Below are 22,072 nucleotides of genomic sequence, written 5' to 3'. Positions count from 1 at the left end.
GGACCGCGCGTGACCGCTTCCCTGTCGGTGCCCCAGACCTGGGACGACATCACCCCCGCGTGGATGACGGAGGCGCTGGCCAACCGGCATCCGGGCGCGCGGGTCGAGTCGGTCATCGTGGCCGGCCGCGACGACGGCACCAACCGGCGCGCCCGGCTCGCTCTCACCTACTCGTCGGGCACCGGACCGGCGACGGTGTTCGCCAAGGCCGCCGACCCCGCGCACAAAGAGATGATCCGGATGACCAGCGGTATGTTCCACGAACCGCGGCTGTTCACGTGCGGCGTGGAACTGCCTGTGGAACATCCCGTCGTCTATACCGCGCTGATCGACGAGGACGACTACGACTTCGTGATGATCATGGAGGATCTCACCGCACGCGGCGCCGACCCGCGCGACGCGACCCGGCCGATGTCGGTCGAGCAGGTCGCTTCGGGCATCAGGGGTTTGGCCCGCATGCACGGCCGCTTCTGGGGCGACCGGCTGCGGCAATACCCCGAGCTGAACTGGCTCGAACCATATCTGCCTTGGGACGGAATGCAATACGCGCCGCTGCATGAAGCGAAGTCACGGCTGGGCGACGAGGCTCCGCCCGCGGTGCTGGAAATGAGTATCGACGATCTCATCGAAGCAACCTGGAAGCCGTACATCCGCACCCTCACCGCCGGGCCGCAGACGCTGCTGCACGGCGACCCGCACATCGGCAACACCTATCTGCTGCCCGGCGGAGAGGTGGGGTTCCTGGATTGGCAGGTTGCCCGGCACGGCAACTGGTCGCTGGATGTGGGTTATTTTCTGCAGGGCGCCCTGACCATCGAAGACCGGCGCAGCAGCGAACGTGAACTCCTGGAACAGTATCGCGCGTCGCTCGGGCTGCCCGGGCCGGAGATGCCGAGCAGCGACGAGGTCTGGCTGCGCTACCGGGCGTCGGTGGCACACGGGTTGGCCATCTGGCTGTGCACGGCCAGCGCCGGCGACCTGTGGCAGCGCCCGGACATCGCCGTCGCACTGGCGCAACGCTATTCGGCGGCCTACGCCGACCTGGACACCGCGCGGGGGCGCTGGCCGAGATCACCGGCGCTCAGTAGTGGTAGGTGTCCGACGGCGCCGGTGAATGCACCTGGTCGTCCTCGAACTCCGAGGGCACGATCCCGTAGGACCGGGCCAGGTCGAGGATCTTGGTCGCCCGCGCGATGCGGGGCAGGTCCGAGCCGTTGCGGATCTCTCCCCCCGTCACGTTCGAACTCGGCGAAAAACTCTTTCGCCCAACCGATTTCCTCTTGTGAAGGCGACAAACCCTCGTTCACCACCGCACACTGGTCCGGCGACAGGCAGATCTTGCCGGTCATCCCGAACTCGACCGAGACGGCGGACGCCTCGATCAGCTTGAGCGGATTGGAACCGATGGTCGGCCCGTCGATCGCGCTGGGCAGACCGGCGGCCTTGGCCGCGATGGTGAACCGGGACCGTGCGTAGGCCAGCGTCGCGGGTTCCTCGCCGAAACCGGTGTCGCGCCGGAAGTCCCCGATTCCGAACGCCAGCCGGAAAGTGCCTTTGGCGGAGGCGATCTCGGTGATGCGCTCCAGCCCGCGCGCGGTTTCCACCAATGCCACGATCGGCACGTTGGGTAGCCGCTTGGCGGTCTCGGTGACGTGGTCGACGGACTCGACCATCGCCAGCATCACGCCACCCACCGAGGTATTCGCCAGCTGCGCGAGATCCTCGGCCCACCATGGAGTGCCGAAGCCGTTGATCCGCACCCAGTCGTCGTTGCCTTCGGACAGCCACCGCACCACGTTGTCGCGGGCCGTCACCTTGTCCTTGGGCGCCACCGCGTCCTCGATGTCCAACACCACGATGTCCGCCCGCGAATGCGACGCGGCCTCGAATCTGTCGGCGTGCGTCCCGTTGACCAGCAGCCAACTGCGCGCCAGGACGGGGTCGATGCGCGAGCCGATGTCGGCGGGGTGTGTGGTGTCGGTGCTGACCTGTTCGTACACGCCCCTAACCGTAGCGACAGCTAGAGCTGGGCCCAGACCGACTTCGACTTCATGTACATCTCGATGCCTTCCCGGCCGAACTCCTGACCCCAGCCCGACTGCTTGTGTCCGCCGAACGGCACATCGTGGTCGAACACCAATTGGCAGTTCACCTGCACGCTGCCCGCCTGCAGCCGCTTGACGATCCGGTGGGCCCGGCCCAGATTCTCCGTCCAGGCGGTAGCCGCCAGCCCGTAGGTGGTGTCGTTCGCCATAGCAACGGCCTCGTCTTCGTCATCGAACGGCAGGATGCTGACCACCGGCCCGAAGATCTCCTGCTGGTAGAGCCGCATGCCGGGATCGACGTTGGTGAGCACGGTCGGATGCACGAAGTACCCTTTGCGGTCCAAGCGGTAGCCGCCGGTGACCACCTCGACGCCGTCGCTCTTGCCTTCGTCGATGAAGCCCATCACCCGGGTCAGCTGCTTCTGGCTGATCAGCGGCCCGCTGACGCAGCCCTCCTCGCTGGGTGCGCCCAGCTTGAAGGTGTCGGCCATCATCGCGATGCCTTCGACCACACGGTCGTACACGCCGCGCTGGGCGAAGATCCGCGACCCGCACACGCAGCCCTGGCCGGAGTGTACGAAGATGCCCAGCGACGCCATCAGGATGGCCTTGTCCATGTCGGCGTCGTCGAAGATCAGCACCGGCGACTTCCCGCCGAGTTCGAGCGTGACCTTCTTCAGGTTTCCGGCGGAAGCGCGCACGATCTCCTTACCGACCTCGGTGGAGCCGGTGAACGCAACCTTCTGGACATCGGGATGCGCGGTGATCGCCGCCCCCGCGGTGTGGCCGTAGCCGGTCAGCAGGTTGGCGACGCCGTCGGGCACGCCCGCCTGGTGGATCAACCGGTCCAGCAGCAGCGCCGACAGCGGCGTCTCCTCTGCCGGTTTGACCACCATGCTGCAGCCGGCCGCCAGCGCCGGAGCCAGCTTTGCGCTCGCATTGAAGATCGGGCCGTTCCACGGGAAGATCAGCCCCACCACGCCGTAGGGCTCTTTGAGCGTGTAGGCGTGCATGTTGACGAAAGCGTCGGTCGCGATGCCGTCGGTCTTGACGTCGTAGGCGACGCCGTTGATCTTCGAACACCAGCCGGCGTAGTAGCGGAAGAACTCCGAACACGTGGACATCTGCAACTGCGCCTGCATCAACGGCATGCCGGTGTTCAGCGAATCGAGCTGGGCGAATTCCTCGGCGTGCTCGTCGATCAAATCCGCGATGCGCCACATGATCTTGGCCCGTTGCCGGCCCGGCAGCTCCGACCACACACCCGACTCGAAGGAGGCCTTCGCCCGCGCAACGGCCTCGTTGACCGCTTCTTGGCCGCAGTCGGTGAACTCGGTGATCCGCTCTTCGGTCGCCGGGTCGATGACCGGAATGACATCGCCGGTACCCGGGCGGTCGCGAAGCTCGTCCAGCACTGCCTGCAGGGTCATCGTCGATCCCTTCCATCATCGGATGCTGAGCACTTGCTTAGCATTATCGATAGTGTGGGGTCAAGGCGGCGCTCGCCGAACCCCGTTCGACATTTTCCTCGCCGAAAGGTGCTTGGATGTCGAGGTGGCAGCCATCAGCCGGAGCCGGACCATAGCGGCACCTCCCCAGCAGATCTGGGATGTCCTGGCCGACTTCGGTCACCTGAGCAGCTGGGCCGACGGCGTCGACCACTCCTGTGTGCTCAACAGGGGCCCGGACGGCAATCCCGTGGGCACCACCCGCCGCGTACAGGTGGGTCCCAATGCGCTGGTGGAACGCATCACTGAGTTCGATCCGCCCGTCGCCCTCGCCTATCAGATCGACGGCCTGCCCAAAAGGTTGGGCACGGTCACCAACCGCTGGACACTACGCCCGTCGGGACCGGAAACCCTGGTCAGCTTGGACACCAGCGTCGAGGTCGGCGCAAGCCGGCCCGCCCGGATGGCCGAGTGGGTGACGCTGCGCGTCCTGGCCAAGCAATCCGACAAGCTGCTCGCCGGGCTGGCACGACGATTGGAGACCACCCATGTCTGAGCGCCCCGACATCGTCATCCTGATGACCGACGAGGAACGCGCGATCCCGCCCTACGAATCGGCCGAGCTGCGGGACTGGCGGCAGCGCACCCTGACCGGGCGTCGGTGGTTCGACGAGCACGGCGTCAACTTCACCCGCCACTACACCGGGTCGCTGGCCTGCGTGCCGAGTCGTCCCACGATCTTCACCGGCCACTATCCCGACCTGCACGGCGTCACCCAGACCGACGGCATCGGCAAGCGCTTCGACGATTCGCGGCTGCGCTGGCTGCGCGCCGGCGAGGTACCCACCCTGGGCAACTGGTTCCGGGCGGCCGGCTATGACACCCACTACGACGGCAAGTGGCACATCTCGCACGCCGACCTCGAGGACCCCGAAGACCGGTGGCCCGCTGGCCACCAACGACGACGACGGCATCGTCGACCCAGACGCGGTTCAGCGTTACCTCGATGCCGATCCCCTTGCCCCATATGGCTTTTCGGGCTGGGTAGGCCCGGAGCCGCACGGCGCGGGCGACGCCAACAGCGGCTACCGACGCGACCCGCTGATCGCCGACCGCGTGGTGGCCTGGCTGGAAGACCGCTACGCCCGGCGCCGGGCCGGGGGACCCGGCCGCCCAGCGGCCGTTTCTGTTGGTGGCCAGCTTCGTCAACCCGCACGACATCGTGCTGTTCCCGGGCTGGGTGCTGCGCTGCCCCGTGCAGCCGTCGCCGGTGGACCCGCCGCCGGTCGCGGCCGCGCCCACCGCCGAGGAAGACCTCTCCGCCAAACCGGCCGCGCAGATCGCGTTCCGCGAGGCCTACTACTCCGGCTACGGCCCGTCACCGGCGGTCAGCCGCACCTACAAGCGCGGCGCGCAGCGCTACCGCGACCTCTACTACCGGCTGCACGCCGAGGTCGACGGGCCGATCGACCGAGTGCGCCGCGCCGTCACCGAGGGCGGCTCCGAGGACGCCGTGCTGGTGCGCACGTCCGATCACGGCGACTTGCTGGGGGCGCACGGCGGACTGCATCAGAAATGGTTCAACCTCTACGACGAGGCCACCCGGGTGCCGTTCGTCGTCGCCCGTATCGGTACGAAAGCCACTGCGCCGCGGTCAGTTTCGGCGCCGACGTCGCACGTGGACCTGGTGCCGACGCTGCTGAGCGCGGCCGGTATCGACGTCGATTCCGTGGCGGCGGAGCTGGCCGAGTCGTTCTCCGAGGTTCACCCACTGCCGGGGCGGGACCTGATGCCGGTGGTGGCGGGGGCAGCGGCCGACGAGGATCGCGCGGTCTATCTGCTGACGCGTGACAACATGCTGGAAGGCGACTCCAGCGCTTCGGCATTTGCCCGCATGCTCGGCAGAAACGCGAACCCGCCTGCGCCGCTTCGCATCAAGTTGCCAGCCCATGTCGCGTCCAACTTCGAGGGCCTGGTGGTCCGCGTCGACGACGCCGACGGCGGGGCCGGCCACCTGTGGAAACTGGTGCGCACCTTTGACGACCCGGGCACCTGGACCGAGCCCGGCGTGCGCCACTTGGCCGCCAACGGAATCGGCGGCGAAGCCTACCGAACCGATCCGATCGACGACCAGTGGGAACTCTACGACCTGACGAATGACCCGACAGAAGCCCAAAACCGTTGGGACGAGCCGCAACTGCACGACCTGCGTCAGCACCTACGGATGCAGCTCAAGCAGGCCAGGGCGGCGTCGGTGCCCGAACGCAATCAGCCGTGGCCGTACGCCGACCGCCAGCCCGCCGTCGGCGAAAGCCTGGTGCGGCGCGTGTTCGGCCGCTTCCACCGCTGAACAACGCACCCAGCAGGAATGGGGCCCGGCGGCCCGGACACTCAGGTGGCCGGTACAGGTACCGCACCGTCCGCGGCACGTTGTTGCTGTGCGGCGCAGAGGATCGACCCAGCGGTGCGAAACGGCGTGCTTTCCTGCTCGGCGAGGGCGATGGGAAGGTTCGCAGCGCGACGCAGCACCATCATCGCCAGTGCGCTGTTGGTGGTGTACGGCACGATCAATACGTTGGCACAACCTTTTTCGCTCTGCAGGACGATCACATGTTGGTTCTTGTGCTGCCAACCTTGCCAATTCAAGTCTGGTGGCCGCTGCAGGTGCGGCCAGTTGATGGTGATTCCGCAGATTTCGCCGAGCCGGGAGCCCAGGGCTGCGACGAGATCGGGCAATTCGCCACTGATCCGATCGGTCCGGGGCCACCATGCGCCGTCGATGTCACGCCCGAGTTCGCCGGCCAGGGTGAGCCGGATGGGGGTGGCGCGGCGTCGCCCGCTCAACGGGTAAGTCACCGGATCGCTGCGATCAGCGGCGCGCACATCAGCTGGCGCGAATGCGGAGTTCTCACGGGTGCTATTCCTTCACGGTCGAACTCGACCGTCCCACGGGTGCGGGACGACGGAGGAATCACATTGCCCGTGGGCCTGATCCACAGCAGACCACCGCTGACAACGAAACGGCTCGCTGCTGATGGTACGCCATCGCCGCAACCCCGACCGCGATGGGCCGCTTCGCACATCGGGGGTAAAGTAGCGGCAACAACGATGAGGACGGGTAGAGATGGTTATCGAAAATTGGTCCGACGCGCCCGAAATTCATCCATCGGAAATCCGAGTCGGCGACACGATCGGCACGCTGCGCCCCACCGAATTGCGTTACGTGGTCAAGATGATCAGCGGTCCGCAGACCGGACCGAAGAAATGGACGTTCTTCGGCAGCGACACCCACGGCCAGCAGCACAACGGCACGTTCGGCGACCACGACCTGGTTCGCCGGTACGCCAAGGCTTCGTGACCTCCTACTGAAAAGCCTTCTCGAACAAGGAGATAAGGATTTCCAAGTTCTCGCTGCCCGAAGAGGCGCCCCAGGGCCTTGCGTCACCGGTGACGACCAAAGTGATGAAGTACGCCGCCAAGGCGCACGTCGCGGTGTTCAAACTGACCAACGGCCGGGTCGGCAACAAGTGGCGGATCGGGGCCGGTTTCCATAAGCCGGTGCCGACACTGTTGCTCGAGCACCGCGGCCGCAAATCCAACAAGCTGTTCACCACCCCCCTGGTGTATCTGCAGGACGGCGACGACTACGTGATCGTCGCGTCGCAAGGCGGTCACCCGAAGAATCCGCAGTGGTACTTCAACCTCAAGACACACCCCGCGACCCGGGTACACGTGCCGGGCCGGCGCAACATCGAGGTTTCCGCGCACGTCGCCACGCCTGCGGAGCGTGCCGCACTGTGGCCGAGATTGGTCGATCTCTATGCCGACTTCGCGAAGTATCAGCATTGGACGGAGCGCGAGATTCCGGTCGTCATTCTTTCGCCGCGTTAGCCGTCAACCGGAATAGCGCGCGATCCAGCGTCGGCAAGATCTCGGTGATGGCGATCTCGCCCGCGGCGAACCGTGCCACCAGGCCATAGGCGAGATTGGACACGATCGGCGGCAGTTCTTCGACCAGCTCGGGGTCCGCGCCGGCGAGTACGGCGGCCGTGGCCGGGATGACCGCATCGACGCCCCGGGTCACCAACCGCTGCCCACCGGGCGCCGAGCGTGCCCGGAAGTAGGCCCGCAGCATGTCCGGATGGCGTTCCCACGGTTCGAAGATCGTCCGGAACACTCGCATCAGCCCGGCGTAGACCGATTCGTCCGGATCGGGTGTCAGGCCCGCCAGCGCCGCGTACCGGTTCTCCTCCATCCAGCATTCAAGAGCGGCCAGGATCAGTGCGTCACGGGTGGGAAAACGCTTGTAGATGGTCGCCAGTGAGGTGCGTGCCCGCTTGGCGACCTCACGCAGCTGCACGGCGTCGTAGCCGTCGGTTTCCAGGATGTCCACGACGATCTCGATGATGCGGTCGTGACGGCTCTCCGAGCCGCCGGTGACCGCTTCAGCGCTTGCCACACTCATCCTTGCCTTCGTCGGGTAACACGGTTACGGTACCTGCAGTAACAAGGTTACTCAACGGCTCAACGAGGAGGACACCATGCCCGGCCGAGTTGCAGGCAAGGTCGCATTCGTCACCGGCGCGGCGCGCGGGCAAGGCCGCAGTCACGCATTGCGGCTGGCGCAGGAGGGTGCCGACATCATCGCGGTCGATATCTGTCAGCCGTTCGACAACTCCCCGGCGCCGGCGTCGACGCCCGAAGACCTGGCCGAGACGGCAGCTCTGGTCAAGGGCCTGAACCGGCGGATCGTCACCGCCGAAGTCGACGTCCGCGACTACGACGCGCTCAGGGCGGCGGTTGACGCCGGGGTCGAGCAACTCGGCCGGCTGGACATCGTCGTGGCCAACGCCGGTATCGGCACCGTTGCTCCCCGCCTGGACCGGATGGACGAGGACCTCTGGCAGCAGATGATCGACGTCAACCTCAGCGGTGTCTGGAAGTCGGTCAAAGCGGCCGTTCCGCATCTGCTGGCGGCGGGAGGTGGCTCGGTCGTGCTGACCAGTTCGGTTGCCGGACTCAAGGCCTACGCGCACACCGGCCACTACAACGCCGCCAAGCACGGCGTGGTGGGGCTGATGCGGTCCTTCGCAGTCGAATTGGGGCCCAGGAACATTCGGGTGAACACGGTCCATCCCACCCACGTAAACACCCCACTGCTCATCAACGAGCAGACGTTTCACCTCTTCCGGCCCGACCTGCAAAACCCCGGGCCCGACGACCTCGCCCCGATCTGCCAAAGCTTCCACATCCTGCCCATCCCCTGGGTCAACGCCGAGGACATCAGCAACGCGGTGCTGTTCCTGGCCTCCGACGAAGCGCGTTACATCACCGGAGTCACCCTGCCCGTGGACGCAGGAAGCTGCCTGAAATGACCACGACGCACGACACCGACGTCTACTACGACCCCTACGACGTCGACATCGTCGCGAACCCCTACCCCACCTATGCCCGGTTGCGCGACGAGGCTCCGCTCTATCACAACGAGCGCTACAACTTCTGGGCGATCTCGCGGCACACCGATGTCGAAGCGGCACTGTCGAATTGGGAGACGTTCTCCAACAGCCGCAGCGACATCCTGGAGCTCATCCAGTCGAAATTCGACATGCCGCCCGGGGTGATGATGTTCGAGGACCCACCGAAGCACACCATGTTGCGCGGCGTCATGTCCCGGGTGTTCACGCCGCGACGGATGGCCGCGATCGAGGACCAGATCCGGCGCTACTGTGTGCGCTGCCTGGACCCCCTGGTCGGTTCGGACAGTTTCGACATCATCGCCGAACTGGCGTCGATGATGCCGATGCGGGTGATCGGCATGCTGCTGGGCATTCCCGAGGAAGAGCAGATCGGCGTGCGCGACGCCAACGACGCCAACCTGCGCACCAGAGCCGGAACACCGATGAAAGTGGCCGATCCCGAGGCGATCGCCGATGGGCGCATCTACGCCGACTACGTGGACTGGCGCGCCAAGAACCCCTCCGACGACCTGATGACCGCACTGCTCAACGTCGAATTCGAGGACGAGCACGGTGTGCTGCGAAAGCTGACTCGCACGGAGGTTCTGCACTACACCCAGGTGGTGGCGGGTGCCGGCAACGAGACGACGGGCCGGTTGATCGGCTGGCTGGCCAAGGTCTTGGCCGAACATCCTGACCAGCGCCGCGAAATCGAGCGGGACCGTTCACTGTTGACCCGCGCGGTCGACGAGACGTTGCGCTTCGAGCCCACCGGCCCGCACGTGGGGCGCTACACCATCCGGGACTTCGAGCTCTACGGCACCACGGTGCCGAAAGGCAGTGCCATCCTGTTGCTGTTCGGTGCGGCCAACCGGGATCCGTTGCGCTACAAGGATCCCGACACCTTCAACCTGCACCGCGACAACATCTCGCATCTCACCTTCGGCAAGGGCGTGCACTACTGCCTGGGCGCCAACCTGGCGCGGCTGGAGGGCCGGGTCGCGCTCGACGAACTGCTGAACCGCTGGCCCGAATGGGAGGTCGACTACGAAAGCCTCAGGCTGGCACCGACATCCACCGTCCGCGGGTGGGAGCGGCTGCGCATCAAGGTCTGATCCGCTTCGGCCGGAAAGGTCACCTGGCTGAGGGGATCAGCGCGGCTCGATCGATCGCCACGCGACGCGAGCTTGGCGTGGGACTCACCCGCGCAGAAAAGGACCGTTCTCGACGGCGGCCACGGGCTGCCGCCATGAGAAGGTGGCACTCATGCAGAACCCGTTCGCAGACGCGGTGCGCGGCCGGTTAGGCCGGCGCGCGCCCTCGGTCCACGGCCGCGAAGAGTTCGAGGACGCCGAGACCCAGTTCGAGGACGAGGAAACCAAAGCCACCGACGCCGCGCTGGACACCGTCGACCTGCCGTCCGCCGATCCGGTGCTGCTGCTGCAGAAGATGGAGAACCGGCTGGTCCGCCACCATCTGGCCAACGACGTGCTCAATGCGGACCAGCTGCGTCGGCTGCGCTACATCCTCAACTTCGCCCGGCTCGGCGACTTCGAACCCGGGGCGGCCGGACCCGGTGGGCAGCGTGGGCGCGGCGACGTGTCGGTGGGCGCGGAGATCGGCCCGTGGCGCTCCCGCGTGGTCGACTCGCTGTTCGAGCCGCTGCGCGAGGAGCCCGACCCGGTCAAGGCCTTGACGGCGGCGCGCGCCGTGCTGGACGCGTTGAGCGACGACCAGGACGACCAGCGGTGCGTCCTGATCGATCGGCACCGCAACGACTTCTCCGCCGCCGAACTCGACGCCGAGGTCGGTTACAAGAAGCTCGTCACGATCATGGGCGGTGGCGGCGGCGCCGGCTTCGTCTACATCGGCGGCATACAGCGGCTGCTGCAGGCCGACCAGTTGCCCGACTACATCATCGGGTCGTCGTTCGGATCGATCATCGGCAGCCTGGTCGCCCGCGAACTGCCGGTGCCGGTCGACGAGTACATCGCCTGGGCCAAGACGGTGTCCTACCGGGCCATCCTGGGACCCGAGCGGCTGCGCCGCCGGCACGGCATGGCCGGCCTGTTCGCATTGCGTTTCGACAAGTTCGCCCAGGCACTGCTCAGCCGCGAGGACGGCGAACGCATGCGGATGTCGGACCTGGCGATCCCCTTCGACGTGGTGATCGCCGGGGTGCGCAAGCAGCCGTACGCCGCGCTGCCGTCGCGCTTCCGCCGCCCCGAGCTGGCCGCGCTGCAAGGGCGGGCACTTCCGTTCCGGCCCATCGGGGCCGGGCCGGTGGTTGCGGCGCGTATGTGGCGGGTCGCGGCGTTCATCGACCTGCGGGTGGTCAAACCCATCGTGGTCAGCGGCGACGATCCCGCGCTGGACTTCGACGTGCTCGACGCGGCTTCCTTCTCCTCAGCGATTCCCGGTGTGCTGCACCATGAATCGAGCGATCCACGGATGGTGCCCCTGCTCGACGAGTTGTGCGCCGAACGCGACATCGCCGCCCTCGTCGACGGCGGAGCGGCCAGTAACGTACCGGTCGAGCTGGCCTGGAAGCGGGTACGCGACGGCAAGCTAGGCTCCCGCAACGCCTGCTATCTGGCGTTCGATTGTTTTCACCCGCAATGGGATTCGCGACACCTGTGGATGGCCCCGATCCTGCAGGCGATCCAGCTGCAGATGCTGCGGAATCTGCCCTACGCCGATCGCCTGGTGCGGTTTGAGCCCACCCTGTCACCGCTTAACCTGGCCCCTTCCGCGGCGGCCATTGACCGCGCGTGTCGATGGGGACGCAACAGCGTCGAGCAGGCCCTGCCGATCACCACCGCCCTGTTGCGGCCGACCTGGTGGGAGGGTGACGCGCCCGCGGCCACCCGGGCGGGCCAGCATCAACGGGCAAAGTCGGCGGCGTCGTCGATGAGTTCGGTGATGGCCGCCATCCAGGCACCGGGCGGCCGGTTGGCCCGGTGGCGCGACCGCCACCTGACCTGAAGCACCAACAGCCGCGGACTACGATGACGTCATGGTCGACCCGGTCGGGGGCGCCGACTCCAACACCGGCGCCAATGCGGATTCGTCGAGTTTGGCGTGGTCAAGCGGCACCGAGGTCCCCGACATCCAGAGCACGCCAGCGGGTGACGCACGGGATTCCCGCGATGTCCCCGCGGCCGAACCCGCCGTCGTCGAGCAGTCCTGGGGCACCGCCTGGGGCCGAGCCCTGGCGGTGCTGCTGATCTGTCTGGGTCTGGCAGCGGTCATCGTGGTAGCAGGTCTGCTGCTGGCCAGCAACGACTCGACGCCGACCGTCACCGCGACACAACCCACCAGCAAGGCGCCGCAGGCGCCGGCCACCACCACCGAGATCGTCTCCACACCCGAACAGGACCGCCGGTTCATCGCGGCCCTGAACGAAAAGGGCATCGTCTTCAAGAACCCCGATGCCGCCGTCGCCAACGGCAAGGCGGTGTGCCAGAGCTTCGCGGCGAATCTTTCGCTGGAGCAGGTGGTGGCGCAGTTCCAGCAGGTCAGTCCCGACTTCAGCGATCACGCCGACGACATCGTCGCGGTGTCGGTTCGTGCCTACTGTCCGCAGTACAGCAAGCTCGTCGCAGGAATCTAGGAAGCGCCGCGGCACGCTCTCAGCCGGCAGCCGCCCGGAAGGCGCTGACCAGCTCCGCCAACACGGCGCGCGCCTGCGCGGGATCAGCGGGCAGCGACCCGCTGAACCGGATGTCGGTGGCGCCGTCGGCCACCAGCTGCGGAATTACGGCGACCGAGGCCCGCACGTCGATGGAGCGATCCGCACCGCGCACCAGCCCTGCCGAGCCCTGAACCTGAAGGCCGTCCGGGTCTCCCCCGGCGTCGGCGATCGCCTGCCTCATCGCCGGGATCGAACCCTTGAGGTCGGTGATGGCCGGACCCCATGGGATCCAACGATTTCCGAACCGGCTCAACCGTCGGGCCACCGCCGGGTTGACCGTTCCGCTGACCCAGATCGGCACGCCGCCGGGCTGCACCGGCTTGGGCATCTGATGGATGCCGTCGAAGGTCAGCTCGGGCGAGCTGTAGGAGGCGCGCTGCTGGGTCCACAATGTCCGGCACACTTCCAGAGTGTGGTCGAGCAGCCGCCCGCGGCGCTGGAACGGCAACCCGGTGGCTTCGTATTCCTCACGCTGCCAACCTATTCCGACGCCGAGGTCGACCCTCCCGCCGGACAGGGCGTCCATGGTGGCCAATTGCTTGGCCAGCACTGCCGGCCGGCGCAGCGCGGCGAGCAGCACGCCGGTCCCCAACCGGATCCGGCTGGTGGTGGCCGCCACCGCGGTCAGGAAGATCAGCGGCTCCATCCACTCGCCGTCCGGTCCCGTCGGCTGCTTGCCGCCGATCGTTCCGCCCACCGCCGGGTCGGCGTAGGCGGACAGGTTCTCCCCGAAGACGACGTGGTCGGACACCACGACGCGGTCGACACCCACGGCGTCCATGACTCGCACGGTCTCCAGTGTCGTGTTCCAGTCGGTGCCGGCGTGGTCGCTGAAGTTACGCACATACAGCGAGAGTTTCGGACGATCCGTCATGAGGCAGTTCCCGTCGCGTGTCGAGCATTCCGGTAGGCCCCACGCTAGTGGGCGAACTCCGTCGCCTCCGCCGCCGGGGCGGGATCGTCGACACGCGATTCGCCGTCCGACGCGACCGCAACCTACAGCATGCATGTTGTTATGATCCGGGCACGTTCAGGCGCGGCAACGGCGAGAGGGCACGTCCATGAAAACCAGGGGTGCGGTGCTGCACGGGGTAGGCATGGACTGGGAGGTATCCGACATCGAACTGGACCCGCCGCACGCCGGCGAGGTACTGGTCAAGATGGCGTTCGCCGGTGTCTGCCATTCCGACGCGCATTTCGCCACCGGCGATGCGGTGCCCACCAAGGAGATGGAAGACATGATGCGCGCCGCGGGCCAGCGGGTGCCGGACTGGTTTCCGTTGCTCGGCGGGCACGAAGGCGCAGGCGTCATCGCAGCAGTGGGACCCGAGGTGCGAACGGTCAAACCCGGTGACCACGTGGCGTTCTCGTTCCTGCCGGCCTGCGGAGATTGCCGTTGGTGCGCCTCTGGGCACACCTATCTCTGCGACGTGGGTGCCGAGATCTACAGCACCGGCATGACCACCGACGGCACCCCGCGCCGCCATCTCGGGGACGCGGACCTGATGGCCATGATGCAGGTCGGTACGTTCGCCGAGTACGTCGTGGCCTCCGAGCGCTCCGTGGTCAAGGTGCACGATTGGATACCGCTGGAGGTTGCCTCGCTGGTTTCCTGTGGTGTGACAACGGGATTCGGCTCCGCTGCAGTGGCCGCGGGCACCAGGGTCGGCGAAACGGTGGTCGTCGTCGGAGTGGGTGGCGTCGGCATGAATGCGGTCCAGGGGGCACGCGCGGCGGGCGCCAAGCACGTCGTCGCGGTCGATCCGGTCGAGTTCAAGCGGGAAGTGGCACCGTCGTTCGGCGCCACCCACACCGCGATCGACATCATCGCGGCGCTGGACCTGGTCAAGGAGATCACCTGGGGTGTGATGGCCGACCGGGTCATCCTGACGCCGGGGGTGGTACCGGCGGACATGGTGATCCTGGCGATGATGCTGGTGCGCAAGGGCGGTACATGTGTGATCACCGGGGTGGCCAAGACCACTGACCTGATGGTGCCGCTGTCGATGACCGACATGGTGTATTCCTGCAAGACGCTCAAGGGTGCCCTGTACGGCGAGATGAACCCCAGGGAAGCCATGCCGATGCTGTTGTCGATGTATGAGGCCGGCGCTCTCAAACTCGACGAACTGATCACCGCGCGCTACAAGCTGGACGACGTCAACGTGGCGATGAAGGACTTGCAGTCCGGGCAGAACATCCGTGGCGTGATCGATTTCGCGCTGACCTGATTCGTGCGGCGTACGCCCTCCCCGTTTCGCCGGTGTTTCCTGCTTGAGTCGAACCTGTTGCGCGACATTGCCGTTGGCTGCTCATTGTCGCCGTTCCGGTGGCACGATGCGGTGCGGTGACCGATAGTCATAGCGACAGCAAAGAATTTGAGTGAAACGCAGGTATCGGCGCGCCATGGTCACAGCGATGAATATCAAGGCCCACAACAATTCGGCGGCAGCGCCGGACGAGGTCTTCCACCGCGAGATCATCGTCAGCGGCGACGACACGCTGTCGAAGACCATTGCCGAGGAACTCCGCGGCGCCGGGGCCCGGATCGTCAAGATCAATACCGCCGCCGACCTGCTCGGCGCCGGCGTGCACCGTGCCCGCGCGGTCGTCTGCGCCGGCCCCAACGATGCCGAAAACCTCGAAATCGCCTTGCTGGCACGAGAATACAGCCCCACCGTGCGGGTGGTGGCCCGGCTGGCCAACGACGTGCTGCGCGAAGCGGTGGCCGACGTCAGCGGTCCCGGTGCGATCCTGGACGTCGCCGAACTTGCCACACCGTCTCTTGTCGAGGCAGTGCTGTCGCGCAACGCGCACCAGTTCAACGCCGGCGGAATCGACTTCGTGGTCTGGGGCGCCGAGGTCCCGCACACCGGGACGCTACGGGAGATTTACGGTGACCTGGCACCGGTTGCGGTGGTCCACGGCCACAACGCGCCGGCGCCCGGCGAGGTGGCGGCCTGTCCGGGCCGGGACCTGCCCGTCTTCACCCGCGACTGGGTCTCGATGATCGGCGTCAAAGAAGAATTGGCCGCCCGCGGGATCGCGGTGCCACCCACGACCGCGACGCGTTCGCACCACTCCCGGGCCCGGCGCATGGTCGACGCCGCCCGCGCCATGCGCGACGACCTCAATCCGCTGCTGTTCCCTTCGCTGGCGCTGACGCTGTTGTTGACCCTCGGTTCGGCGGCGGTCGTGCGCTTCTCCTACCAGCACCCGCGGATGTCGTGGATCCACGCGCTGTACTTCGCCACCGAGACGATCACGACCGTGGGCTATGGCGACTTCAGCTTCGCCCAGCAGTCCACCTTCCTGCAGCTGTTCGCCATCGCGTTGATGTGGGCGGGCGTGATTGTCACCGCGATCCTGGTCGCGTTCATCGCCGATCTGCTGCTGTCGCGCCGCTTCGTCCAATTGGCCGGAATCCGGCGGGCCCGCCATCTGCGCCGCCACGTCGTGGTGGTCGGGCTCGGTTCGGTGGGCATCCGGGTGGTCACCGAACTGACCGCCGGGGGTTACGACGTCCTGGTCATCGAGCGCGACGAGAACAACCGATTCCTCTCCACCGCAGCCGAACTCGACGTGCCGGTCATCTTCGGCGACCCGACGATGCGCCGAACGCTCGAGCAGGCCCGCGTCGACCATGCCCGCGGTGTGGCGGTGGTGACCCAGGATGACATGAGCAACATCGAGACCGGCATCGTGCTGCTGGAGATCCTCGGCTCCGACACCGAGGTGCCGATCGTGATGCGGGTGCAAGGCCGCGCGCTGGGCACCGCGGTGAATCGCCGGTTCGGCTTTGAGAACGTGCGGTCCATCGTGGACCTAGCGGCCCCCTGGTTCATCGGCGCGGCGATGGGTTTGCAGGTGCTGGGCACGTTCTGGGTCGGTCAGCGCTCGTTCATGGTCGGCGGAATGCTGGTAGCGGCGGGAAGCGAGCTGGACGGACTGCGGATGATGGACCTGTCCACCCAAACCCGTGTCATCGCCATCACCAGACCGGAGGGCCCGGTCAGCCTGCGGCCGCGCCGCGATTCCCGGCTGACCGCCGGCGACACCGTCTACCTGATCGGCCCGTACCGCGAGCTGATCGCCACGCTGCGCAAGGGCCAGCCGCCGCCGCTGACGGTGATCACCGGTGAGCGCGCGGCGGCCCTGGCCGCGGCGCGCTCACCGCGCCGGCCGTCGAAGCGGCCGCCGAGGTGGGCGCAGGACGCCGAACAATGATCTCCTCAGACGTCGTAATAGAGCGCGAATTCGCCGGGCGTTGGTCGCAGGTTCAGCGGCGCGATCTCGTAGTCGCGCTTGTAGTTGATCCAGGTGGCGATCAGGTCGGGCGTGAAAACGCCTCCCTCGGTGAGGTATTCGCTGTCTTCCTCGAGTCTGTCGATCACCGCGGACAGCGAGGTGGGCGCCTGGGCGATCTCCGCGGCCTCCTCGGGCGGTAGTTCGTAGAGGTCTTTGTCGATCGGAGGCGGTGGCTCAATTTTATTCTTGATGCCGTCCAGCCCGGCCATCAACATGGCCGCGAACGACAGGTACGGGTTGCCGGATGCGTCCGGACAGCGGAACTCCAGACGTTTGGCCTTCGGGTTGGCACCGGTGATCGGGATCCGCACGCACGCAGAGCGATTGCGCTGGCTGTAGACCAGGTTGATCGGCGCTTCGTAGCCGGGCACCAACCGCTTGTAGGAGTTCACCGTCGGGTTGGTGAACGCCAGCAGCGACGGGGCGTGGTAGAGCAGACCACCGATGTAATGGCGCGCGGTGTCCGACAAACCGGCGTACCCGGACTGGTCGTACATCAGCGGCACGCCGTCCTTCCACAGCGACTGGTGGCAGTGCATGCCCGACCCGTTGTCACCGAACAGCGGCTTAGGCATGAAGGTGACGGTTTTGCCTGCCTGCCAAGCGGTTTGCTTGACGATGTACTTGTACATCTGGTGGTCGTCGGCCGCGTGCAGCAACGTGTTGAACTTGTAGTTGATCTCGGCCTGACCGCCGCTGCCAACCTCGTGATGGCCCTTCTCCAGAATGAATCCGGCGTTGGTCAGATTCGTGAGCATCTCGTCGCGCAGGTCGACGTAGTGGTCGGCGGGCGCGACCGGGAAGTAACCACCCTTCGGGCGCACCTTGTAACCCCGGTTGGGACGGCCGTCGGCCTCGGTCTCCTCCCCGGTGTTCCACCACCCGGAGGTCGCATCCACCTTGTAGAAGGAGCCGTTGATATTCGAGTCGAACTTGACCGTGTCGAAGATGTAGAACTCGGCTTCGGGGCCGAAGTAGGCGGTGTCCGCGATACCCGAGCTGACCAGATAGTTCTCCGCCTTGCGGGCTACGTTGCGCGGGTCGCGTGAGTACAACTCCAGGGTGAGCGGGTCGTGCACGAAGAAGTTCACGTTCAGCGTCTTGGCATGCCGGAACGGGTCGATGGTCGCGGTCTCGGGATCGGGCAGCAGCAACATGTCGGACTCGTGGATGGATTGGAAGCCGCGGATCGAGGAACCGTCGAAGGCCAGACCCTCCTCGAACACGTTGCCGTCGAATGCATAGATCGGAATTGTGAAGTGCTGCATGGTGCCTGGCAGGTCGCAGAAGCGCACGTCGACATACTCGACGTGTTCTTCTTCGATGAGCCTGAAGATGTCGTCGGGCGTCTTGTCGGACACGAAATGCTCCCTTGCTGTGCTCGACCTGCGCGGCACCCTCCCATTCACGCACGTCGCGGTGGTTTCTGCATGTCCAGGCGGCTCAGCTGAACCTCGCGCGCACAGCTGCGCCTTGAGCACCTTTCCGGTCGAGTTGCGCGGCAATGCCGGTACCAACTCGAGCCGCTCGGGGGTCTTGTGCCGGCTCAGCCCGAGCTGCGCACAGTGGCGTGCCAGCGACGAGAGCGTGACTTGGCTCCCGGGCTCGGCGACCACAATCGCGCAGACCCGTTCACCGGTGCGCTGATCGGGAACGCCGATCACGGCGACGTCGGCGACCGCGGGGTGGGAGGCCAGAATTCCCCTCGATCTCCAGCGCCGAGATGTTCTCGGCGTTCCGGATGATCGCGTCCTTGATGCGGCCGGTAATGCGGACGTTTCCGTCGGTGTCTAGGCGGCCCCGATCGCCGCTGCGGAACCACCCGTCGCCGTCGAAGGCGGCCACGTCCAGAGCCGGATCCACATAGCCGAGGAAGCATTGCGGGCCTTTGAGTCTCAGTTCACCCTCCTCGCCCGCAGGTAGCTGTTCCCCGGCGCTGCCGACGACGCGAACCCGCACCCCGCGAACCGGTGGTCCGACGGTGTGATCGAGGACCGCAGCGTCAGCGTCGAATGCCGGGGAAGTGACCACCGGGAACTCCGTCAAGCCCCAGGAATTGGCCACGCCGGGCACCGAAAGCGTCTCGCGCACTTGTTGTCCGAGTTCGGGGGTGATCGGCGCGCCCCCAGCCAGGCAGGCACGCAGCTTCGGGAAGAGCCGCTCGGCACCGTGCGCACGCTGGGCCGCGAGGTAGGCGACGAAGAACGGAGTGGCGGTGCCCAGCAGGGTGGGATGATGGGCGGCAATGGCGCGCGGCGTGGTCACGGGGTCGAACTCGTCGAACAGCACCAGGCGCATTCCGGTCACCAGGCTGGCAGCCAGCATGGCCGCGCCGCCGATATGCGAGATGGGAAACGCTATCGGGTTCACGTCATCGCTTGTCGCCCCGACCATCTCGACTACGCCGGCCGAGCCGGCAATCACCGACCGGTCGGTATGCCGGATGCCCTTGGGCGCGGCGGTGGTACCCGAGGAGTAGTAGATCCACCGCGGTTCGTCGGCCGACGCGGGCGGGGCGGGTAGTGCACCGGCGTCCCCCCGAGGTAGCCGCAGCGCGCCGGTGTCGGGTACCGCGCCGTGGTCCACCACGATGATTGTGCCGCTGGTGACCGAATGCGCCAAAGCCACATGGTCATATCCCCGCCAGAGGCCCGGCACGATCATCACTTCGGTGTTGAGTTGCGCGGTGACGAACCCAACCTCGTGATCACGCCAGAGCGGCAGGATCGGATTCTGCACGGCGCCCAACCGGGACAACGCAGCCATCGCCACCATGGTTTCCAGCGTGGTAGGCAGCTGCCAGGACACCATGGAGCCCGCCCCGATGCCGTTCGCGGCGAAGGCAGCGGCGGTGTCCAGAGCGGCCGATCGCAGTTGAGTCGTGGTGAGGGTGCGTCCGTAGTCGTCGGCGAGCACCACGCGGTCGGGATGCGCTGTCGCGGCAGTCTCGACCAACCCCCAGAAAGTGTCCGTCTGCGAAAGTGTTTCGGCGTCAACGTTCCTGCGAATGAAAATCACCTCTTGCCGAGGCCGGCGCCGACCGCTCGTGCGATGTGCGTGCTCGGCGCGGCGTAAAACACGTGCCCCGAACCGTCCGGCAGTATCCGGCGGGCGATCAGATAGTCCGAGCCCAACCAGCCCTGGCGGACGTAGCGCCCGAACCGCAGGAACGTTCCGGGCGCGCCGCTGGCCGCCGGAATCAACTTGACCTGTTCGAGTCCCAGCTTGACTCCCTCCCCCGTCAGCGGGCGCGCGGCAGCGAGGGCCCGCACGATGACGGTTGCCGCGTCACGGCACAGGCAGGGCATCGAATGTCCCGGCCGCCGGCCGTATTCGGCTTCGAATCGGTCCAGGAACGCCTGACCGACCTCGTTGCGCTCGTCGTAACTGTCCAGTCCGATCCAGCCCGAAAGTTGGCGCATCCATTCGGCATTGATGTGGGCCATCTCGAAGGCGGTGGTGGTGTACCGGGGCGGATCCCAGCCCGCGGCGAGCAGCGCGTCGGTGAATCCCCACAGCCCGTGCCCGAAACCCACATGCACAAGGGCATCTGGGTCCCCCGCGCGCAGCGCCGCCACCGCCGCAGCCTTGTCGGCCTCCACCTGCGGGATCCCCACAGTTGTCACGATCTTCAACCCTGCTGCGGCATAGGCCTTTTCGGCGAAGGATAGGTATTCCTTGCCGATCAGCGACGCTTCGTGGGCGATCGCGATCCGCGAGCGGCCATCGCCGAGCAGCACCGCGGCCAGCATCACCGGTTCCTCGGCCATCGAGCCGTTGTTCAGTGCGAAGCACCATTCGCCCAGCGCGCCTTCGGATCCCGACAGCGTGATGATCGGCACCTTGGCCGTCGCGTCGACGCGTGCGCGCAGCGGCACCACGTTGTCGGAGACCCACGGTCCGAAGATGACCAGGCACCCCCTCCTCGACCAGTTCGTCGAAGGCACGCGCGACCGCTTGATAGGTGCCGTTCGGCAACCCGACGACGTTGCGCTGGACAAGCTGGACCGGGCGGTCGATCAGGTTCGACGCGAGCGCTTCTTCCATCACCAATTGCAGTGTGGCGACGGTGTCGTTGTCCACGGCGCCACTGGTCGGATAATCATTGAGCAATCCGACTTTCACCGGGGGCCACCGACCCATACGCGCGAGGGACGTCGTCTGCCATAGTCGGCAACATACAGCACGCATGTTGATAGGATCGCCGCCATGGCGAAGCGCGGCGGGTCCGACGATGATCGTCGCGCGCGTGGCGACCGAACTCGCCGTGACCTCATCGACGCCGGCCGGGAACTGTTCGTGGCGCCGGGGTATTTCAAGACCAGCATCGCCGACCTGGTGAGCAAATCCGGCGTGGGCACCCGCGGCGCGTTCTACCACCATTTCAAGGACAAGACCGAACTGTTTCGGGCGGTGTTCGAAGAAGTGGAGAACGACCTCACCTTACGGTCCATCGCCGCGCGGCCTGCTGACGCCGACCCATGGCAGCGGCTGAGCCGGGGGTTACACGAGTTTCTCGACGCCGCACTGGAACCCGAAGTGCAGCGGATCATGCTCCTGGACGGCCCGGTGGTGCTGGGTTGGCGGGCGCTGCGCACCATTCAGGAGAGCAACAGCTTCGCGCTGATCAACGACAAAGTCCGGGAGGCGATCGCGGACGGCATCATCGACGATGAACCGGTCGCGGAGCTGACCCACATGTTGGTGGCGGCGCTCGAGGAGGCCTCGCTACTGGTGGCGCACGCCGACGATCCCGCCCGGGCGCGCCGACGGGCGGCCAAGGTACTCGATCGCCTGCTGCTGAGTTTTGCGGTGGACGATCGAAAAGCATTGCGGCGTTAGTAAAAGGCCCGCCTAGTTCGTCGCGGTGGGTGGTGGTTGGGGTTGGAAGGGTGTGTACCACCACCATTGGGCGCGTTCGCCGGTGGGGCCGGTGCAGGGTTTGACGTCGGGTGGTGCGGTGGTGGGGGTCGGGCCAGTGAGCCGGTGGGCAGGGGTCGGCCGTTGCTGTCGGTGACGGTGAGTTGGTCGGCGGGGCCGGTGAGGGTGATCAGGCCGCGGTGATGTGCGCGGTGGTGGTAGGGGCAGACCAGGGCCAGATTTGTTGCAAGTCGCTAAACT

Annotated in this window: 15 protein-coding genes and 6 pseudogenes; 12 read left to right on the top strand and 9 right to left on the bottom strand. The window is 66.6% G+C overall.

What is annotated here, in order from left to right; genetic code table 11:
- Window positions 1–63: 63 nt before the first annotated feature.
- A pseudogene (locus tag L6444_RS08180) lies at window positions 64–1,088 on the top strand (phosphotransferase).
- Here the strand turns inward: L6444_RS08180 and L6444_RS08175 are convergent.
- Both L6444_RS08175 and L6444_RS08170 read right to left on the bottom strand, forming a co-directional pair.
- Window positions 1,082–2,000 (bottom strand): annotated as a pseudogene (locus tag L6444_RS08175) (HpcH/HpaI aldolase/citrate lyase family protein). The pseudogenes L6444_RS08180 and L6444_RS08175 sit on opposite strands and share 7 nt — an antisense overlap.
- 20 nt (window positions 2,001–2,020) lie before the next feature.
- On the bottom strand, window positions 2,021–3,475 hold the full coding sequence (locus L6444_RS08170) for an aldehyde dehydrogenase family protein (RefSeq protein ID WP_236981646.1): 1,455 nt from the start codon (window positions 3,473–3,475) through the stop codon (window positions 2,021–2,023).
- Window positions 3,476–3,599: 124 nt separating this feature from the next.
- Here L6444_RS08170 and L6444_RS08165 point away from each other — a divergent pair, with 124 nt between their 5' ends.
- Complete coding sequence (locus tag L6444_RS08165; protein WP_236981645.1) at window positions 3,600–4,049, top strand: SRPBCC family protein; 450 nt, start codon at window positions 3,600–3,602, stop codon at window positions 4,047–4,049.
- Window positions 4,042–5,843, top strand: a pseudogene (locus L6444_RS08160) (sulfatase-like hydrolase/transferase). Before L6444_RS08165 ends, L6444_RS08160 begins: the two are co-directional and overlap by 8 nt.
- Before the next feature lie 41 nt (window positions 5,844–5,884).
- Here L6444_RS08160 and L6444_RS08155 read toward each other — a convergent pair.
- Complete coding sequence (locus L6444_RS08155; protein ID WP_236981644.1) at window positions 5,885–6,349, bottom strand: DUF5994 family protein; 465 nt, start codon at window positions 6,347–6,349, stop codon at window positions 5,885–5,887.
- Window positions 6,350–6,617: 268 nt separating this feature from the next.
- Between L6444_RS08155 and L6444_RS08150 the strand changes: the two genes are divergently transcribed.
- The gene (locus L6444_RS08150) at window positions 6,618–6,851 is read left to right on the top strand and encodes a hypothetical protein (protein WP_236981643.1); all 234 of its coding nucleotides are present in this window, start codon (window positions 6,618–6,620) and stop codon (window positions 6,849–6,851) included.
- A 104-nt stretch (window positions 6,852–6,955) separates the two neighbouring features.
- Window positions 6,956–7,384: a nitroreductase family deazaflavin-dependent oxidoreductase gene (locus L6444_RS08145; protein WP_236983915.1), complete on the top strand. Its 429-nt coding sequence runs from the start codon at window positions 6,956–6,958 to the stop codon at window positions 7,382–7,384.
- Here the strand turns inward: L6444_RS08145 and L6444_RS08140 are convergent.
- On the bottom strand, window positions 7,365–7,958 hold the full coding sequence (locus L6444_RS08140; protein WP_236981642.1) for a TetR family transcriptional regulator: 594 nt from the start codon (window positions 7,956–7,958) through the stop codon (window positions 7,365–7,367). The genes L6444_RS08145 and L6444_RS08140 overlap by 20 nt on opposite strands.
- Before the next feature lie 76 nt (window positions 7,959–8,034).
- On the opposite strand from L6444_RS08140, the gene L6444_RS08135 reads away from it, so the two are divergent.
- The 4 genes from L6444_RS08135 to L6444_RS08120 all read left to right on the top strand — a co-directional run bounded on the left by L6444_RS08135 (window position 8,035) and on the right by L6444_RS08120 (window position 12,562).
- Window positions 8,035–8,868, top strand: coding sequence for a mycofactocin-coupled SDR family oxidoreductase (locus L6444_RS08135; protein WP_236981641.1), 834 nt, complete (start codon window positions 8,035–8,037; stop codon window positions 8,866–8,868).
- Window positions 8,865–10,064, top strand: a complete 1,200-nt coding sequence (locus L6444_RS08130; RefSeq protein ID WP_236981640.1) for a cytochrome P450 — start codon at window positions 8,865–8,867, stop codon at window positions 10,062–10,064. The genes L6444_RS08135 and L6444_RS08130 overlap by 4 nt, the downstream gene beginning before the upstream one ends.
- A gap of 151 nt (window positions 10,065–10,215) precedes the next feature.
- Complete coding sequence (locus L6444_RS08125; RefSeq protein WP_236981639.1) at window positions 10,216–11,934, top strand: patatin-like phospholipase family protein; 1,719 nt, start codon at window positions 10,216–10,218, stop codon at window positions 11,932–11,934.
- A 31-nt stretch (window positions 11,935–11,965) separates the two neighbouring features.
- Window positions 11,966–12,562, top strand: a complete 597-nt coding sequence (locus L6444_RS08120) for a DUF732 domain-containing protein (RefSeq protein ID WP_236981638.1) — start codon at window positions 11,966–11,968, stop codon at window positions 12,560–12,562.
- Window positions 12,563–12,581: 19 nt separating this feature from the next.
- Here L6444_RS08120 and L6444_RS08115 read toward each other — a convergent pair whose 3' ends face one another.
- The gene (locus tag L6444_RS08115) at window positions 12,582–13,517 is read right to left on the bottom strand and encodes a TIGR03619 family F420-dependent LLM class oxidoreductase (RefSeq protein WP_236981637.1); all 936 of its coding nucleotides are present in this window, start codon (window positions 13,515–13,517) and stop codon (window positions 12,582–12,584) included.
- A 187-nt stretch (window positions 13,518–13,704) separates the two neighbouring features.
- Between L6444_RS08115 and L6444_RS08110 the strand changes: the two genes are divergently transcribed.
- On the top strand, window positions 13,705–14,874 hold the full coding sequence (locus tag L6444_RS08110; RefSeq protein WP_236981636.1) for an NDMA-dependent alcohol dehydrogenase: 1,170 nt from the start codon (window positions 13,705–13,707) through the stop codon (window positions 14,872–14,874).
- A 187-nt stretch (window positions 14,875–15,061) separates the two neighbouring features.
- Entirely contained in the window at window positions 15,062–16,870 is a 1,809-nt protein-coding gene (locus L6444_RS08105; protein ID WP_236981635.1) for an NAD-binding protein, read from the top strand.
- Between the two features lie 5 nt (window positions 16,871–16,875).
- Here L6444_RS08105 and glnA read toward each other — a convergent pair whose 3' ends face one another.
- The 3 genes and pseudogenes from glnA to L6444_RS08090 all read right to left on the bottom strand — a co-directional run bounded on the left by glnA (window position 16,876) and on the right by L6444_RS08090 (window position 21,119).
- Window positions 16,876–18,312: a type I glutamate--ammonia ligase gene (gene glnA / locus L6444_RS08100; RefSeq protein ID WP_236983913.1), complete on the bottom strand. Its 1,437-nt coding sequence runs from the start codon at window positions 18,310–18,312 to the stop codon at window positions 16,876–16,878.
- A 96-nt stretch (window positions 18,313–18,408) separates the two neighbouring features.
- A pseudogene (locus L6444_RS08095) lies at window positions 18,409–19,870 on the bottom strand (class I adenylate-forming enzyme family protein); the annotation flags it as partial.
- A gap of 95 nt (window positions 19,871–19,965) precedes the next feature.
- Window positions 19,966–21,119: pseudogene (locus L6444_RS08090) on the bottom strand (ABC transporter substrate-binding protein).
- 41 nt (window positions 21,120–21,160) lie between these two features.
- Here L6444_RS08090 and L6444_RS08085 point away from each other — a divergent pair.
- Entirely contained in the window at window positions 21,161–21,793 is a 633-nt protein-coding gene (locus L6444_RS08085; RefSeq protein WP_236981634.1) for a TetR/AcrR family transcriptional regulator, read from the top strand.
- Between the two features lie 12 nt (window positions 21,794–21,805).
- Here L6444_RS08085 and L6444_RS08080 read toward each other — a convergent pair.
- Window positions 21,806–22,053, bottom strand: a pseudogene (locus L6444_RS08080) (hypothetical protein); the annotation flags it as partial.
- Between the last annotated feature and the right edge of the window lie 19 nt (window positions 22,054–22,072).

It is taken from the genome of Mycobacterium kiyosense (assembly GCA_021654635.1).
Lineage (GTDB): Bacteria > Actinomycetota > Actinomycetes > Mycobacteriales > Mycobacteriaceae > Mycobacterium > Mycobacterium kiyosense.
This window is presented reverse-complemented; position numbering and strand designations above follow the sequence as displayed.